This is a genomic window from Streptomyces sp. NBC_00078 (assembly GCF_026343335.1).
GTDB lineage: Bacteria > Actinomycetota > Actinomycetes > Streptomycetales > Streptomycetaceae > Streptomyces.
This window is the reverse complement of sequence record NZ_JAPELX010000001.1, coordinates 1,237,127-1,253,239: the sequence shown is the minus strand read 5'-3', so window position 1 is coordinate 1,253,239 and position 16,113 is coordinate 1,237,127. Positions and strand designations below refer to the sequence as shown.

14 protein-coding genes and 1 pseudogene are annotated in these 16,113 nt (G+C 71.1%); 9 read left to right on the top strand and 6 right to left on the bottom strand.

Going from position 1 to position 16,113, the window contains the following annotated elements; translation table 11 throughout:
- Positions 1 to 34: 34 nt before the first annotated feature.
- The 3 genes from tuf (at position 35) to OOK07_RS05780 (ending at position 2,677) form a co-directional block, all read left to right on the top strand.
- On the top strand, positions 35 to 1,204 hold the full coding sequence (tuf, locus tag OOK07_RS05790; protein ID WP_266677587.1) for an elongation factor Tu: 1,170 nt from the start codon (positions 35 to 37) through the stop codon (positions 1,202 to 1,204).
- A gap of 138 nt (positions 1,205 to 1,342) precedes the next feature.
- Positions 1,343 to 2,188, top strand: coding sequence for a spermidine synthase (locus OOK07_RS05785; protein ID WP_266677585.1), 846 nt, complete (start codon positions 1,343 to 1,345; stop codon positions 2,186 to 2,188).
- 159 nt (positions 2,189 to 2,347) lie between these two features.
- A complete protein-coding gene (locus OOK07_RS05780) occupies positions 2,348 to 2,677 on the top strand; it encodes a hypothetical protein (protein WP_266677583.1) in 330 nt (109 codons plus the stop codon).
- Between the two features lie 57 nt (positions 2,678 to 2,734).
- Here OOK07_RS05780 and OOK07_RS05775 read toward each other — a convergent pair whose 3' ends face one another.
- Positions 2,735 to 3,775, bottom strand: coding sequence for a DUF8017 domain-containing protein (locus OOK07_RS05775; RefSeq protein ID WP_266795312.1), 1,041 nt, complete (start codon positions 3,773 to 3,775; stop codon positions 2,735 to 2,737).
- Positions 3,776 to 3,891: 116 nt separating this feature from the next.
- Here OOK07_RS05775 and OOK07_RS05770 point away from each other — a divergent pair, with 116 nt between their 5' ends.
- Entirely contained in the window at positions 3,892 to 4,344 is a 453-nt protein-coding gene (locus OOK07_RS05770; RefSeq protein ID WP_266677580.1) for a DUF4442 domain-containing protein, read from the top strand.
- A gap of 233 nt (positions 4,345 to 4,577) precedes the next feature.
- Here the strand turns inward: OOK07_RS05770 and OOK07_RS05765 are convergent.
- Positions 4,578 to 4,748 (bottom strand): annotated as a pseudogene (locus OOK07_RS05765) (UTP--glucose-1-phosphate uridylyltransferase); the annotation flags it as partial.
- 494 nt (positions 4,749 to 5,242) lie between these two features.
- Between OOK07_RS05765 and OOK07_RS05760 the strand changes: the two are divergent.
- From OOK07_RS05760 to OOK07_RS05745, 4 genes are all read left to right on the top strand, one after another.
- Positions 5,243 to 7,120, top strand: coding sequence for an RICIN domain-containing protein (locus OOK07_RS05760; RefSeq protein ID WP_266795311.1), 1,878 nt, complete (start codon positions 5,243 to 5,245; stop codon positions 7,118 to 7,120).
- A 248-nt stretch (positions 7,121 to 7,368) separates the two neighbouring features.
- Positions 7,369 to 9,834 (top strand): beta-glucosidase family protein, encoded by a 2,466-nt coding sequence (locus OOK07_RS05755; RefSeq protein WP_266795309.1) that lies wholly within the window; start codon positions 7,369 to 7,371, stop codon positions 9,832 to 9,834.
- The gene (locus tag OOK07_RS05750; protein ID WP_266795308.1) at positions 9,831 to 11,384 is read left to right on the top strand and encodes a carboxylesterase/lipase family protein; all 1,554 of its coding nucleotides are present in this window, start codon (positions 9,831 to 9,833) and stop codon (positions 11,382 to 11,384) included. Before OOK07_RS05755 ends, OOK07_RS05750 begins: the two co-directional genes overlap by 4 nt.
- 85 nt (positions 11,385 to 11,469) lie before the next feature.
- Positions 11,470 to 12,120, top strand: coding sequence for a DedA family protein (locus tag OOK07_RS05745; protein WP_266677572.1), 651 nt, complete (start codon positions 11,470 to 11,472; stop codon positions 12,118 to 12,120).
- Between the two features lie 3 nt (positions 12,121 to 12,123).
- On the opposite strand, the gene OOK07_RS05740 is transcribed toward OOK07_RS05745, so the two are convergent.
- From OOK07_RS05740 to OOK07_RS05730, 3 genes are all read right to left on the bottom strand, one after another.
- A complete protein-coding gene (locus OOK07_RS05740) occupies positions 12,124 to 12,657 on the bottom strand; it encodes a gamma carbonic anhydrase family protein (RefSeq protein WP_266677570.1) in 534 nt (177 codons plus the stop codon).
- A 249-nt stretch (positions 12,658 to 12,906) separates the two neighbouring features.
- Positions 12,907 to 13,350, bottom strand: a complete 444-nt coding sequence (locus OOK07_RS05735; protein WP_266677568.1) for an RDD family protein — start codon at positions 13,348 to 13,350, stop codon at positions 12,907 to 12,909.
- A complete protein-coding gene (locus OOK07_RS05730) occupies positions 13,347 to 13,991 on the bottom strand; it encodes a hypothetical protein (RefSeq protein WP_266677566.1) in 645 nt (214 codons plus the stop codon). The genes OOK07_RS05735 and OOK07_RS05730 overlap by 4 nt, the downstream gene beginning before the upstream one ends.
- A 147-nt stretch (positions 13,992 to 14,138) precedes the next feature.
- On the opposite strand from OOK07_RS05730, the gene OOK07_RS05725 reads away from it, so the two are divergent.
- Entirely contained in the window at positions 14,139 to 14,903 is a 765-nt protein-coding gene (locus OOK07_RS05725) for an acyltransferase (protein WP_266677564.1), read from the top strand.
- Between the two features lie 246 nt (positions 14,904 to 15,149).
- Here OOK07_RS05725 and OOK07_RS05720 read toward each other — a convergent pair whose 3' ends face one another.
- Positions 15,150 to 16,007 (bottom strand): DMT family transporter, encoded by an 858-nt coding sequence (locus OOK07_RS05720; protein ID WP_266795305.1) that lies wholly within the window; start codon positions 16,005 to 16,007, stop codon positions 15,150 to 15,152.
- Positions 16,008 to 16,113: the final 106 nt, after the last annotated feature.

The following is a 16,113-nucleotide window of genomic DNA, read 5'->3' as shown; positions in this document are numbered from 1 at the left end:
CATCTCTCCTACGAAGAGGCTTCGAGGTATCGCCATGCCCAAGACGGCATACGTGCGCACCAAACCGCATCTGAACATCGGCACCATGGGCCACGTCGACCACGGCAAGACCACCCTGACCGCCGCCATCACCAAGGTGCTGGCCGAGCGCGGCACCGGCACGTTCGTGCCGTTCGACCGCATCGACCGCGCCCCGGAGGAAGCCGCCCGCGGCATCACCATCAACATCGCGCACGTCGAGTACGAGACCGACACCCGTCACTACGCGCACGTGGACATGCCCGGCCACGCCGACTACGTCAAGAACATGGTCACCGGTGCCGCGCAGCTCGACGGGGCGATCCTCGTCGTCTCCGCGGTCGACGGGATCATGCCGCAGACCGCCGAACACGTCCTGCTCGCCCGGCAGGTGGGCGTCGACCACATCGTCGTCGCCCTCAACAAGGCCGACGCGGGCGACGAGGAGCTCACCGACCTCGTGGAACTGGAGGTCCGCGAACTGCTCACCTCGCAGGGCTACGGCGGCGACGCCGTACCGGTCGTACGCGTCTCCGGACTGAAGGCGCTGGAGGGCGACCCGCGGTGGACGGCGTCCATCGAGGCGCTGCTCGACGCGGTGGACACGTATGTGCCCATGCCCGAGCGGTACCTGGACGCGCCGTTCCTGCTGCCGGTCGAGAACGTGCTCACGATCACCGGCCGGGGGACAGTGGTGACCGGTGCCGTCGAGCGCGGTGTCGTGCGCGTCGGCGACCGTGTCGAAGTGCTCGGCGCCGGGCTGGAGAGTGTCGTCACCGGCCTGGAGACCTTCGGCAAGCCCATGGACGAGGCGCAGGCCGGGGACAACGTGGCGCTGCTGCTGCGCGGGGTGCCGCGGGACGCGGTCCGGCGCGGGCACGTCGTGGCGGCGCCCGGCAGCGTGGCGCCCAGCCGTCGCTTCTCCGCGCGCGTCTACGTCCTGTCGACGCGCGAGGGCGGCCGTACGACCCCGGTGTCCACCGGCTACCGGCCGCAGTTCTACATCCGCACCGCGGACGTGGTCGGAGACGTCGATCTCGGCGAGGCGGCGGTCGCCCGGCCCGGTGACACCGTGACCATGACGGTCGAACTCGGCCGCGACGTGCCCCTGGAGCCGGGGCTCGGCTTCGCGATCCGCGAGGGCGGCCGGACGGTCGGCGCGGGCACCGTGACGGTTGTCGGCTGACGGCTCGGCGGGAGTCGGTCCGTTGGGGCTGGGATGTGTGGGGGGCTGCGGGTTGGTTGTGGCTGGTCGCGCAGTTCCCCGCGCCCCTTTCGGGGCGTCTCGGCGCCGGTGCGTTCCCGTGCCGGAGACAATGGGGGTGTGGACGAGCCGATACCCGTGACCCGAGATGTCGATCACGGCACTGCCAAGCTGATGCCCGACGTGGATCGGAAGCGCGCCTGGCTGCTGACGGTCGACGGGGCGCCGCAGTCGTATGTGGACCTGGACGAACCTGCGCATCTGGAGTTCGAGTACGCGCGGCGGCTCGGGCATGTTCTGGACACCGTCGCTGAGCCGGGGCGCCCGCTGGACGTACTGCACCTCGGCGGGGGCGCGCTCACCCTGCCCCGCTATCTGGCCGCGACCCGGCCCGGCTCGCGGCAGGACGTCGTCGAGGCGGACCGCGCCTTGCTGGAGCTGGTCGTGGAGCACCTGCCGCTCCCGGACGACGCCGCCATCGCCGTGCACACCGCCGACGCCCGCGCCTGGCTGGAAGCGGCCCCCACGGCCTCAGCGGACGTGCTCGTCGCCGACGTCTTCGGCGGCTCCCGCGTCCCGGCGCACCTCACGTCCCTGACCTACGCGCACGAGGCCGGCCGCGTACTGCGCGAGGGGGGCGTCTACCTGGCCAACCTCGCCGACGCCACCCCCTTCGCCTTCCTCCGCTCCCAACTCGCCACCTTCGGCGCGGTGTTCCAGGAGCTGGTGCTGATCGCCGAACCGGGCGTCCTGCGCGGACGACGTTTCGGCAACGCAGTGCTCGTCGCCGCACACCACCCCGTCGACACACTCGCCCTGGCCCGGCTCACGGCAGCCGACGCCTTCCCTGCGCGGGTCGAGTACGGGGCGGGAATACGGGACTTCATCGCCGGCGCGCGACCGGTAGGTGACGAGAACGCCGTACCCTCACCCGAGCCCCCCGACGGGGCGTTCGGCATCGGCTGAGTCGTCCCTTGAAGCACCGGCCGCCCACCCCGCGCCCAAGTGCTCGTGCTTGACCGCCTCTTTGACGACGCCTGGTGTTCCTTTTAAGGTGATCAAGTCATGTTCATGACGACTTGCCACCCCCGGGGACCTCTTGGGTCCCAAGGACGAAGGAGCCTCATGCGCAAGCGTGTTGCAGCTGTAATCGGAACGGCCGCGCTCATCGGCGCCGCCCTTCCCGCCGTGGTCGCGGCGCCCGCCTCGGCGCGCGCTTCGTTCTCCTGCCACCCCGTAGGCCACACCTACATCGTCAACAAGGAGAAGGTTGCCGTTCACGCCACGCCGAGCTCAAGCGCCGGGGTGACCGGCTATGTGTACAAGGACAACAAGGTGAGCGCCCAGCTCGAGTGTGAGAACAGTGGCGGCACCTGGGAGTGCATCGGCAGCTGCCACGACCCCGAGGAGTCGCTGGCCGGCCGCTGGGTCCACCGCGGCGATCTGAGGGGCTGATGTCCCAGGGTGTTGTGGCCCGCCTCGCCGAGGTGGGCCACAACACCCCTGGGTCGGTCACCCGGTCGGGGTTCCGTGGAGCCGGACCGTGCTGAGGACCTTGAGGACGGTCGCCTTGGAGACCTCGTCCTTCACGCCCTTGGCCCCGAAGAAGTTGAACGACACGTAGTCGTCGGCGGAGTTCTTGAAGCCGAAGGTGAGCGCCTTGCCGTCGGTGACGCACTTGCCCTTCTTCGGCGTGTTGGCCGACTGGGCCCACGCGATGCTGCCCTCGACGCCCGAAGTGGTCTTGAAGGGCGTGGCCTTCTTGTCGAAGGTGATGCTCTTCTTGTCGGGCTGGGTGTAGCCGCCGAAGACCCACCACGGGGGAGTGTTGACCGCGATCTCGTCGGTGTTCTTGGCGCCGTCGGCGCCCTTGGTGCCCACTACGGCCAGCGGTGTGTCGTCGGTGCGGCCGTCCTTGTCGCTGTCGGAGGTGCACCACTTGGACTTGTACTCCGCGGTGCCCGACATGTTGATTCCCTTGTCCTTCTCGCTGTCCGGGAAGTCGAAGCCGATGCCGACGCCCGGGTTCTGGACCTCCCAGTCCGCGGGCACGTCGAAGGCGATACCCCACTTCGTGTTGACCACGAGCTTCCAGCCGGGAATCGTCGGCTTCTCGGTCTCTGCGCCACGCGGGTCGTCGTCCGAGGAGGAGTCCGTGGCGCTCGGGTCCGCAGAGGCCGAAGCCGACGAGGACGGTTTGCCGTCGGTCTTGCCCCCGCCGGCCTTGTCGTCCTTCTTCCCGCCCAGCACCAGGAATCCGGTCACACCGGCGGCCACCACCACGGCCACGGCCGCCACGATCGCGACGAGCTTCGTCCGGTTCCCGCCACCGCCACCCTGGGAGGGCTGCGGAGAGCCCGCGGGCACCGGAGCCTGCCACTGAGGCTGCTGCGCGTAGGGGTTGGGTTGCTGGAACCCGGGCTGCTGATACGGGTTCGGCTGCTGGTACCCCGATTGCTGGTACGGGTTGTTCTGCGCTTGCGGGTTCTGTCCCTGCGGGTTGGGTCCCTGCGGGTTCTGCTCGCCCCCGGGCGGCTGCTGTCCTGGCCACATGAGCAGCCACCCTAGTGCCGCCCGGGACACGATTCGGTCACTGTGGCTTGTCAGGGTTGTGCCGATCCGCACATGGATCTGGCCACCCGTGGCTACTCGTGGGTAACATCTTCGGCATGAGCGCAGACCAGATGTCGATCGGTGAGATGCTCGCCGCCACGGTGCCCATGGCCCGAACCCTGAATCTCGAGTTCTTGGAGACCACGCCGGACAAGGCGGTGCTGGCCCTGCCGGACCAGAGCGAGTACCACAACCACGTGGGCGGGCCGCACGCCGGCGCGATGTTCACGCTCGGGGAGTCCGCGAGCGGAGCGATCGTGCTGGCCGCGTTCGGGGAGCACCTTGCGCGGGCCGTGCCGCTCGCCGTGAGTGCCGAGATCGCTTACCGGAAGCTGGCGATGGGAGTGGTCACGGCCACCGCCACCCTCGGCCGCCCGGCCGCGGACGTCGTCGCGGAACTGGATGCGGGAGCGCGCCCCGAGTTCCCGGTGGAGATCGAGATCCGCCGCGCCGACGGCGCCGTCACGGGTGAGATGACGGTTGTCTGGACGCTGCGTCCCCACGGCTGAGGACTGTGTGGCTGCCGGGCCCGGGGTGTGTGTGGTTCCCGGGCCTTCGGTGTGCCGTGAGGCAGTGAGTTGTCGGTGCAGCGGGTGAGGTGACGGTTGTTCGGACGCCCCGTCCACGGCTGGGGGCTGTCTGGCTGCCGGGGCCCGGGATGTGTGTCGTTCCCTGGCTCCCGGCGTTCCGTCAGACAGTGAGTCGTCGGCGCCGTGGGTCGCAGACCGTGTTGCCCAGCCGGCCCCGCGACGAATTCCTTGAGCTGGGTGGCGAATTCGGGGCCCAGGTGGTCCCGGTCGCAGCAGGCCGGCCGCACCACCGTGCGCAGATAGTCGGCCTCGTCGCCGGTGTCGTGGCGCAGGCCGTTGAAGACGACGCCGTGGACCGTGCCGCCCGCGGCCAGTTCCTGGCTGTGGCTGTGGCTGTGGCTGTGGCCTTGGTCGCGGGCAGGGGTCGTGTGCCGAGCCCGGCGGCCGGGACGACGGCCCTGCGGACGGTGCGGGTGGTGCGGAAGCCGGAGCGCTGGAAGTGTGTGGAGCGAGCGTGTGGCCATGCCGGTCGACGGGCATGAGAGTTCGCCGGGAGAAACTTCGGAGCCCGTTGCGGGGCCGCCGGGCAGTGGAGGTTTCGTGTGCCAACCGCCCTGCGGCGCACACAACTTGACGACCCGCCCTACGGTCTTTTCGAATACGGGTGCGGATACCGCCGGTAACTTATCTGAAGTTTCCGCGTTTTGAACTTGGGTCACTCGAACTCCTTGTTTGTTGTGAGTCGATTGTGCGAAAGTGAGCGGCCTTATAGCGGTCACCATCTGACCCGGCATAGGTACGCACCAATCAGGCACCTGCTTTCCGATGGACGCGTATTCCGCACGCACCGTCCTGCGGCTTGGAAGGAAATGGTTCAGTGCAATCCCCCTACCCCCCACGTCCGCCGTACCCGCCACGCCCCGGATCGGGCCCCGCCGAGTCCGACCGCCATCTCGTCGCGCAGCTTGGTCAGGGTGCCGAGGGCGCCCGGGCGGGAGCGTTGCTGCTGGCCCGGCATTGGCGGGCGACGTATGACTACGCCGTCATCTGCGTTGCCTCCGGGCCGAGCCCGGCCGACATGGCCGCTGCCGCGGCGTTCCACCGGATCCTCGGACGGCCGGCCGGCGGCGCCCTGCGGCCGCAGCTCCTGGCGGCCGTACGGGACACGGTCAAGGAGTGGGCATCGGACGACGGAATTTCCGTTCTCCTGCCGGAACTCCGCAAACCGACCGGCGGACGAGGACTGCGTGCCGCACGGTCCGGGACGTCGGAAAGGCGGAAACTCGCCGAGCGGGCATTCCGGGCCCTTCCGGGAGCTTCTCAATGCCTGCTGTGGCACACCGAGGTCGAGGCTGAACCCATAACCGTACCGGCTGGTCTGTTGGGGGTGGACGCGCCCACCGCGTCGGCCGCACTGGAGCAAGCGCGCGAGCAATTCCGGGTTGGCTGCGTGCACGCCCACCGGGAACTCGCGCCCGGCAAGGAATGCCGCTTCTACAACCGTCTCCTCGATGTCCCGATACGCCGGGGTGGCGCCCTGCTCCCCGATGTCCAGCAGCACCTGATGGAGTGCCGCTACTGCCGTCACGCCGCCGAACAGCTCAGCCATTTCGAGGGCGGCCTGGAGGTGCTGCTCGCGGAGACCGTGCTCGGCTGGGGCGCCCGGCGCTATCTCGACTCCCGCCCCGGCCGCGGCGGAGACCAGGCGCCGGGGCGCGGCGCCGCACGTTCCGGGAGCGGCGGACGACACCGCCCGGTACCGACGCAGCGACACACCAAGGCCGTCGTTGTGGGTGTCGGCGTGGCGGCCGCCGCACTGCTCGCCACCGTCCTCGTCACCAAGGGCTGGTCCGACGACAACGGTGTCCCGGATCCCCGGGCCACCTGGGGGGCACAGAGCAGCAGTTCCCTGCAGCCGTCGCGCTCCGCGGGCGACGCCTCGTCGGCCGGTTCCCCCTTGCCCGCCTCCGTGCGACAGCCCGTCGAGATCGGACGCGGCAGGCTCCGCAACGCGGAGAGCGGCCTCTGCCTCGACGTCGTCGGCGGCCGGGCCGACTCCGGTGCCGCGGCCGTGCTGGCGGCATGCTCCTCCGCCGGGTCGCAGCAGTGGTCGTACCAGGGCGACGGTCTGCTGCGCAGCGGCGTCGACCCCACGCTGTGCCTCGACTCCGACGCCCAAAGACACCTGGTGGACCTGGCATCCTGCCTGGCGCACGGGGGAGAGGTGCGCTACGACCTCACGGTCCGCGGGGAGCTTCTGCTGCGCGGCGGCAAGGGGCTGCTCGTCGCGCCGGGCAAGGGGACGCACGTCGTCGTCGGCGCGCGGGACGGTTCCGCCCGGCAGCGGTGGGTGCTGGAAACCGCGGACGACGCCGCCGGGCTCACGGAGAACAAGGGCGGACCGGGGGACGGCGGTCGCGCGGCGACGGAGGGCTCTCCCGGCGGTACGCCGAAGGCGCCGGGTGCCCGGCCCCAGCCCCGGCTGCAGAAGTCCGAGGACGGGCTGGGTGAGCACGACGAGGAGCGGTTCGCGCAGGTCCGCAGCGAAACGACGCCTTCCGCACGGACCGCGCCTCTGGGCGAGGTGCGCACTCTTCCCGCTCGCGTCCTGGGTGCGGCCACCTCCGTGGCGAACAGGGTCACAACGACCACACCAGGCACTTTGAAGACCTTGAGCACCTTGGGCACGGCAGGCACGGCAGGCACGGCAGGCACGGCAGGCACGGCAGGCACGTCGGACATGTCGGGCTCATAGAGAGTTGCGCGGGGCCGCCCCGGGCGGGCGGCCCCGACTTCGGTTCTTGTCGGCATCCGGCCGTTTCCTGTTCGGTTCATTGACACGAGTCACTGGGCGTTCTAGTTTTCCCGCCGCGCCCGTAGTGGCCAGCGGGGTGCCAAGTCGGCCTGACGCATGGTGCGTTCAGATGCCGAACGCAGACCGGGACGCCGGGGCGCGCATGCGGTTCACAACGTCGTGCCCGCACACCGAAGGAGTGACGGCCCATGACCGACACTGTCTCCCGGAGATCCGCGCTGCGACTGCTGGGCGGCGCGATAGCCGTCGCCACGGCGGCCACCAGCGGTCTCACGTCCCCCGCGCACGCGCTGGACAGACCCGAGGCGGGGGCCGGCCCCCGCGTCGAAGGCCTCATCGCCCGGCTCACCCTCGACGAGAAGATCTCCCTCCTGCACGGCGCCACCGACCCGGACTCGCTCGGCCAGGCGGGCTACGTCCCCCCGGTCGAGCGCCTCGGCATTCCCCGGCTCCGACTCGCCGACGGGCCCGCCGGTGTCCGTATCGCCCAGCACGCCACCGCCCTGCCCGCCCCCGTCCTGCTTGCCTCCGCCTTCGACCCCGAGCTGGCCCGCCGCTACGGACAGGTCATCGGACGCGAGGGCCGCGCTCTGGGCCAGGACGTCCTGCTCTCCCCGATGGTCAACCTCGTCCGCACCCCGTACGCGGGCCGCAACTTCGAGACCTTCAGCGAGGATCCGCTGCTCTCCTCCGACCTGGTCGCCGCGGAGATCGGCGGCATCCAGGGCGAGGGCCTGATCGCCACCGTCAAGCACTACGCGATGAACAACCAGGAGCAGGACCGCATGTCGATCGACGTGCGGGTCGACGAGCAGACCATGCACGAGATCGAACTGCGCGGCTTCGAGGCGGCCGTCGCGGCCGAAACCGGCGCGGTGATGGGCGCCTACAACAAGGTCAACGGCACGTTCGCGTGCGAGAACAAGACCCTGCTCACGGACATCCTGCGCGACCAGTGGGGCTTCGAGGGCTGGGTGATGACCGACTGGTTCGCCGCGCACAGCACCGTCGCGGCGATCACCGCCGGTCTCGACATGGAGATGCCCGACGGCGCCCATTTCGGTGCGGCGCTCAAGTCGGCCGTGCAGAACGGCAGCGTGCCCGAGCGTTGTCTCGACCGTTCCGTGCGCCGGATCCTCTCCGTCATGGACCGCTTCGGGCTGCTCGACGGCAGCGCCCCGCCGCGCCCGGACCGTGACGCACCGGCCGGCGCGGCCGTGGCCCGGGAGGTCGCCGAGGCGGGCGCCACCCTGCTGCGCAACGAGCACCGCACCCTGCCCCTGGCCGAGGGCGCCGGCGTCGCGGTGATCGGCCCGACCGGCGCCCTGCCCTTCGTCAGCGGCGGCGGAAGTGCGCACGTCGTGCCGGACCACGCCGACAGCCCGCTGGACGTCATCAAGTCCCGTGCCGGGAAAGTGACGTACGCACTCGGCGAGGACCTGTTCGGCAAGCCGATCCCGGCGTCCGCGCTGAGCCCCGCCCTCGACAGCGAGGGCCGCCGGGTCGATGCCGGCAAGGTCTGGACGTACGACGGGACGCTCACCGTCCCCGGCGCCGAGGAGTGGACGTTCGTCCTGCACTTCTCGTCCGCGCCCACCGCGCGCCCCAAGGTGCTCCTGGACGGCACGGAGTTGTTCCCGCAGGCGCCCGGATACGGCGAGTTCTTCACGGGAGGGCTCGTCTCGGCGGCCCCCGACGGGCTCTCCGTGCGCCGCAGGACCCTGACGCTCGCCAAGGGCGCCCATTCGCTGCGGATCACCGCGCAAGGAGGGGCCGACGGCCTGCTCTTCCGGCTGCGGCGGAGCACCGGCGCGACCCGGGCGCAGGACGTCACGGAGGCCGTCGCCGCCGCACGGGCCGCGCAGAACGTGGTGCTGTTCGCCTACGAGGACGCGACCGAGGGCCTGGACCGGGCCACGATCGCCCTTCCAGGCCACCAGGAGCAGCTGATCGAGGCCGTCACGGCGGCCAACCCGCGCACCACCGTCGTCCTCAACACCTCGTCCTCGACGTCGATGCCCTGGCTGAGGCGCACGGGTGCCGTGCTCCAGATGTACTACCCGGGCCAGGAGGGCGCGGCCGCCACCGCCGCCGTCCTGTTCGGCGACCGTGACCCCGGCGGCCGTCTCACCCAGTCCTTCCCGGCCGACGACGACCACCACCCCGTGGCCGGCGACCCCCGCAGCTACCCGGGCGTGGACGGCACCGAGGAGTACTCGGAAGGCATCCATGCCGGCTACCGCTGGTACGACGCCGAGGGCGTCCGGCCGCTGTTCCCCTTCGGGCACGGACTGTCGTACACCTCCTTCTCGTACGAGGACGTGCGGGCGCGATGGACACGGCGCGGCCTGGTGGTGTCCTTCGGCGTCCGCAACACGGGGCGACGCGAGGGCGTGGCCGTGCCGCAGGTGTACGTCGGGGCCTCGCCACGGCTCCGACTCGACCAGGCGGTAAGGGTGTTGGGAGGCTATCGGCGGCTGACCCTGCGTCCGGGGGAGCGGAGTCGGGTCGAGGTGGAAGTCGCCGCGCGCACCCTGTCCTCATGGGATCCGAAACGTCACCACTGGGTGCTCGGGACGGGCCGCCGCCCCGTGTGGGTCGGAGCGTCCTCGCGTGATCTGCGTCTGCGGACGCATGTGGAGGTGGGCTCGTGATACGCCGTATCGCCATCGCACTGACGGCCCTCGCGGCCGCCCTCCTGGTCCCTGCGCCGGCGCAGGCCGCCGCGCACGGCGAACCGGTCGTCCGCACCGACGCGGGCCGGGTACGCGGCGAAACCACTGCCGAGGGGCGGCAGTTCCTCGGCATCCCGTACGCCGAGCCGCCGGTCGGCAGGCTCCGCTGGCGCGCGCCGCACCCCGTCCGGCCCTGGCACGGGGTGCGCTCCGCACGGGACTTCGGCAACAAGTGTGTACAGAGCGCGAGTTGGGACCCCGGCTACGAGCAGCCCTCGTACACCGAGAGCTGCCTGGACCTGAACGTGTACGTCCCCGACGGCTCCGCGAGACGGTCGGTCCTGGTCTGGTTCCACGGCGGCGGACTGACCGCCGGTGCCGGTCAGGACGTCGTGCCCGACACCTTCGCCCGGCAGACGGGAACGGTCGTCGTGACCGTCAACTACCGCCTCGGCGCCATGGGTTTCCTCGCCACGGCCGGTCTTGACGGCGAGACGCACGACGGGGTCTCCGGCAACTTCGGCATGCTCGACCAGCAGGCGGGACTGCGCTGGGTGCACGCCAACATCTCGCGCTTCGGCGGCGATCCGGCCCGGGTCACCATCGCGGGTGAGTCGGCGGGAGGCCGCTCGGTCTGCACCCAGCTGGCCTCACCGACGGCGAGAGGCCTGTTCCGCGCGGGCATCATCGAGAGCGGCGCCTACGACGACTGCAGCGCACGTACGCACCAGGACGCGGTGGCTCAGGGGGCCGACTTCGTGCAGAAGCTCGGCTGCACGGACATCGCGTGCCTGCGCGGCAAGTCCGCTCGCGAGATCCTTGAGGCCCAGGGCGATTTCGACTGGGGTCCGGTGGCCGGCGGTGCCTTCCTGCCGGTGCAGCCGGAGCAGGCCGTGGCGAACGGGACCGCGTCCCGTGTGCCGGTGATCAACGGCTCGAACAAGGACGAGGGGCGCCTGTTCGCCTTCGCCGCCTACGACCTGAACGGCACGCCGCTCACGGCCGGGCAGTATCCCGACGTCATGCGGAACGCCTTCGGCGAGCAGGTCCTGCAGCGCTACCCGCTGTCGGCCTACCCGACGCCGACGATCGCCTACGCCACCGCGCTCGGCGACACACTGTTCAGCTGCCCGGCACTGCGGCTCGACGGCCTGCTCGCCACCCGCGGCCGGGTCTACTCGTACGAGTTCGCCGACCGCACCTCCCCGCCCTTCGCCTCCCTGCGCAACCTGCACACGGACTTCGACTTCGGCGCGACCCACGTGAACGAGGTCCAGTACCTCTTCAGACAGTTCGGTCTGGACTCCCCTCTGAACGCCGAGCAGAAGGTGCTGTCGCGGCAGATGGTGCAGTACTGGGGATCCTTCGTACGGGACGGTGTGCCGCGTGCCGCGGGGCAGCCGGCGATGCCCGCTACCCCCGGGGTGGTGCTCTCGCTGAAGACGGCGTCCAAGGGTGGGAACACCCTCAGCACCGCTGTCCATCAGGAACACCAGTGCGATCTCTGGGACGGCGCCTCAGCGGGCTGACCCGGTAGGCTTCCCGGCGTGCGTCCCTGTCGGGCGCACGCCGGGAATGCAGGGAACGAAGCGTTCACAACGGGAGGAACCGGCGTTGCACGTCCAGGAGTGGCTCGACACCGTACCCGCCGCGGCCGTTTATGCCGTGGTAGCGCTGGTCATCGGTTTGGAGAGCCTGGGCATCCCGCTGCCGGGCGAGATCGTCCTGGTCTCCGCGGCCCTGCTGTCCTCCCATCACTCCGGCATCAACCCGATCGTGCTCGGCGCGTGCGCGACCGCCGGTGCCGTCATCGGCGACTCCATCGGCTACGCGATCGGCCGCAAGGGCGGACGCCCGCTGCTGGCCTGGCTGGGCGGGAAATTCCCCAGGCACTTCAGCGAGGGACATGTCGCCACCGCCGAGCGGTCCTTCGAGAAGTGGGGCATGTGGGCCGTCTTCTTCGGCCGCTTCGTCGCCCTGCTGCGCATCTTCGCCGGCCCGCTCGCGGGCGTCCTCCACATGCCGTACTGGAAGTTCCTGATCGCCAACGTCCTCGGCGGTATCTGCTGGGCGGGCGGCACGACGGCCGTCATCTACTACGTGGGCATCGTCGCCGAGGACTGGCTGAAGCGGTTCTCGTACCTGGGCCTGGTGGCGGCCGTGCTGATCGGCCTGACGTCGATGCTGGTGCTGAAGCGCAAGGCGAAGAAGGCGGCGGCCGAGAGGGAAGCGGCCGAAAGGGAGCCCGTCCCGGCCGCCGACTGAGGCCTACGCCTTCTCGTGCACCTCGTGGTGCGCCTTGGCGAGGTCCGCGTACAGCGTGCCGTTGAGCGTGACGCCCTCGCGCTCTTCCTGCGTCAGCTCCCGCTTCACCTTCGCCGGCACCCCCGCCACCAGTGACCCTGGCGGCACCTGCATGCCCTGCGGCACGAGCGCCTGCGCGGCAACCAGCGATCCCGCCCCGATCACGGCACCGTTCAGCACGGTCGCCCCCATGCCGACCAGGCAGTCGTCCCCGACGGTCGCCCCGTGCACCACCGCGTTGTGCCCCACGGACACCCGCTCCCCGATGCTGACGGGAAACCCCGGATCGGCGTGGAGCGTGCAGTTGTCCTGGATGTTGCTCTGCGCCCCCACGGAGATCCGCTCGACGTCGCCGCGCAGCACCGCCCCGTACCAGACACTCGCTCCGGCCCCCACCGTCACGTCGCCGACGACCGACGACGTGGGCGCCACGAAGGCCGTCCCGTCGATCTTCGGTTCCCTGCCGCCGATCCCCGTGATCAACGCCTTATGCGTCATCGCCCTCTCCTCGCCGTCGGTTCAATACGCACCGTAGGCGATGAGCCCCCGAACAGCGTGCCGGGGCCGTGCTTCCCCAGGCGGCGGGCGAGGCTCGACGGCCGGGCGGGGAAGCAACCCGATGGTGATCGCGAGCCCGGCGAGCCCGACCGTCGGCACCGGAACCGACCACCCGTCGTCATCACCCGGCCCTCCACGAGGCCGTGGCCCGCGTTCCGACGGCCGCGGACCGATCCGCCGGCCTCGCGGTCAGAAGTGGTGGTAGTGAACGGCGCTGGCCAGGGCGACGTCCTGGACCGAGGCATGGCGCCGGCTGAAGGGAATCCAGAGCAGGCCCACGGGAAGGGCGACGCACAGCACGGCCCGCAGCAGCGCGCGGGGGATACCGAGCAGCCGTCCGGTGCGGCCGGTGACGCGCAGCCCCAGCAGCCAGTCGCCGATGGTGCCTCCGGTCGTGACCCAGCTCAGCGCCAGATAGAGGACGGCCACGGTCCAGCCGAGCACGCCCGTCAGCCAGCCGGAGAGGTCGGGCATATGGAAGGGCGGTCCGGTGACGAGCAGTCGCAGGCCGCCGAACGCGAGGTGCGCGGCGAGGCCGATGCCCGCCACCACGATCGCGTCGACCAGGGCCGCGAGGCACCGCGACACGACCCCCGCCGTGTCGCCCTCGGGCCTCGGCTCCGTACGTGTCACGGTGTCTGTCCGTGGGGCGGCGCGAGACCGTCGGTGCCTTTGGGTGCCGCGCCCGGCCGGTGCAGCAGGCGGTCGGTGACGCGGTCCACCATCCGGTCGGCCCGCGCGCTGCTCAGCCGGAGCGCGTCGACCGTCTCCTCGGCCATCCCGCCACTTGTGTCCCGGACGATCCGGCCCAGATCGATCTCCTCCAGAACGGCCCTGGTGAGCGCGACCAGGTCGATCCGGTCGATCACGGCGTCCACGTCCAGCCGGGCGGCGATCCGGTCGACGTCGATACGTGCGGCGATCCGGTCGACGTCGATGCGCGCCGCGACCGTGTCGGCGTCGAGCCGGGCGGCGACGCTGTTCACGTCCATCCGGGCCGCCACCCGCTCGATGTCCACCCGGTCGGCGACGCGATCCACGTCGACCCGGTCGGCGACGAGGTCGATGTCCAGCCGGCGGGCCACGCGCATCACGTCCACCCGGTCGGCGATCCGGTTCACGTCGATGCGGGCGGCCAGACCGTCCAGGTCGAGCCGGTCCAGGACGGCGGCCGTCACCGCGGGGACCACGCGGTCGGCGACCGAGCCCGCGGTCCCCAGTGCGTATCGGACCATCCGCCCTGCCGCGTCGAAGGGGTTGGGAAGGCTGCGCATAGTCATCCTCGAACCGCACCACAGGTCCGCCGCGGGCGCCTCATCCGCTACGGGTGATCCGCGTGCCGGGTGACGCGTGCTCAGGTGGGGCGTAGATCACAGGGCGCGGAGCCCGTCGGCGCACCTCACGCTGAGTACGGTGAGCGGGTGCCGAAGCGCAAGAACACGTTCTCATCCTGGCGGCGAAGCCTCACGCAGCGCGCCGTCCACGCGGGCTGGGCCTGGGTGCAGCGCACGGGCTCGGTCACCGCGCAGCATCCGGGACGTTTCCGCTTCGGTGCGCTGGGTGCCCACACCCGGCTCGCCTTCCCGCTCGGCACGGTCTTCGGCGAACCCTGGATCCACGTGGGCTCCCACTGCATCGTCGGCGAACAGGTCACCCTCACCGCCGGCCTGATGCCTGACCTCGACCTCGGCCCGGACCCGATCCTGCGCATCGGGGACGGCGTCGTCCTGGGCCGGGGCAGCCATGTCATCGCCGACACGACGGTCACCATCGGCAGCGACTGCTACTTCGGGCCGTACGTGTACGTCACGTCCACGAACCACTCCTACGACGATCCCCACGAGCCCATCGGCAAGCAGTGGCCGCGGATGGAGCCGGTGGAGATCGGTTCCGGCTGCTGGATCGGCACCGGCGCGGTGATCCTGCCGGGTGCGCGGATCGGACGGAACGTGGTGGTGGCCGCGGGTGCCGTGGTCCGGGGCGTCGTGCCCGACCACGCCGTGGTCGCGGGCGCGCCCGCCCGAGTCGTGCGGCGCTGGACGGCCGGCGAGGGCTGGCAGCCACCCCTCAGGACTCCCGCGCCGGTGCCGATACCTGACGGGATCACCCCCGCACAGCTGCGCGCCCTGTCGGAACTGGACGAGGAGACGGTCGCGCGGCTCGCCGAGTTGGACGCCGAGGCCTAGTGCCCCGGCGGGCACCGTTTGCCCGTAGTAAAGGAGCAGCGTCCGATGCGTGCTCCGGGCTCCGGAGGGTCCCCCCGGCCGGAGGCTGGGGGAGTGGGGGGTGGGGAGGCCGGTGTGGGCCCTCGTATCGAAACGTACGTGGGCCTGTGCCCGGTGCGGCGAGTGTTGGGGGTGCCTCCCACGCCCTTGGGGCAGTGAGGGAGCGTGCCGGGCGTCGCGACGGGGCGAACGGTGCCGGTCGGGGCACTAGCCCGTCGCCAGCAACAGCGTGCCCACCAGGGCGAGGCCCGCGCCCGCCGCCTGGATGCCACGGAGCCGTTCGCTGAGGAAGCCGCGGGCGGCGAGTGCTGTCACCACCGGATAGAGCGAGGCGAGGACGGCGGCCACCGTGACGGGGCCGTGCTGGGCGGCGACCGAGTACGTGCCGTTGGCCGCGACGTCTGCGAGGCCGACGAAAGCCAGCGCGGGGAGGGACTCCCAGGGGAAACCGCCGGCCGGGAGCGCCTCGCCGCCGCGCTTCGCGGAGGCGTAGAGCGCGATGCCGCCTCCGGCGACGTTCGTCAGCCGCTGCACGAACAGCGCGAGAAACAGGCCCGTGACGCTCGTCGACGCCTCCGTGATCAGCGCGAACACCGTGCCGAAGCCCAGTGCCGCGACGAGCGTGAGCAGGATCGCCTGCCGCTGCACGGGCGCGCCCCTGAGCTGAGGGCCACCCGCCAGTACGACGCCGGTGACGGCGACCGCGATCCCCGCGACCTGCATCAGCCCCGGGCGTTCGCCGAGGACGAGGCCCACACCGAGCGGGACCGCCACGCTCAGGGTCGCGAGCGGGGAGACGACGCCCATCGGGCCGAGGGCGAGCGCCTTGTAGAAGGAGAACAGGGCGACCGGCCCCACCAGGCCGGCGGCGAAGGCGAACCACAGCCGCGGACCTGCCTCGCTCCAGCCGCCCGTGGCGACCACGATCGCCCCGAGGACGGCCGCCGCGATCCCCTGCGAGACGACGACCACGGTGAGCGCAGGTGCGCGTCGCGTCAGCAGTCCGCCACCGAAGTCGGCCAGCCCCCACAGGAGGCTGGTGGCCAGGGCGAACAATGCTGTCACGGGTCGCCTCGCAGTACAGTTCGGTGAACGATCGGGTGCACCACACCGTAGTTCATCAAAGTGAACCCTGTCATCCATAATATTGGCCCAGCGGTACATGGATATT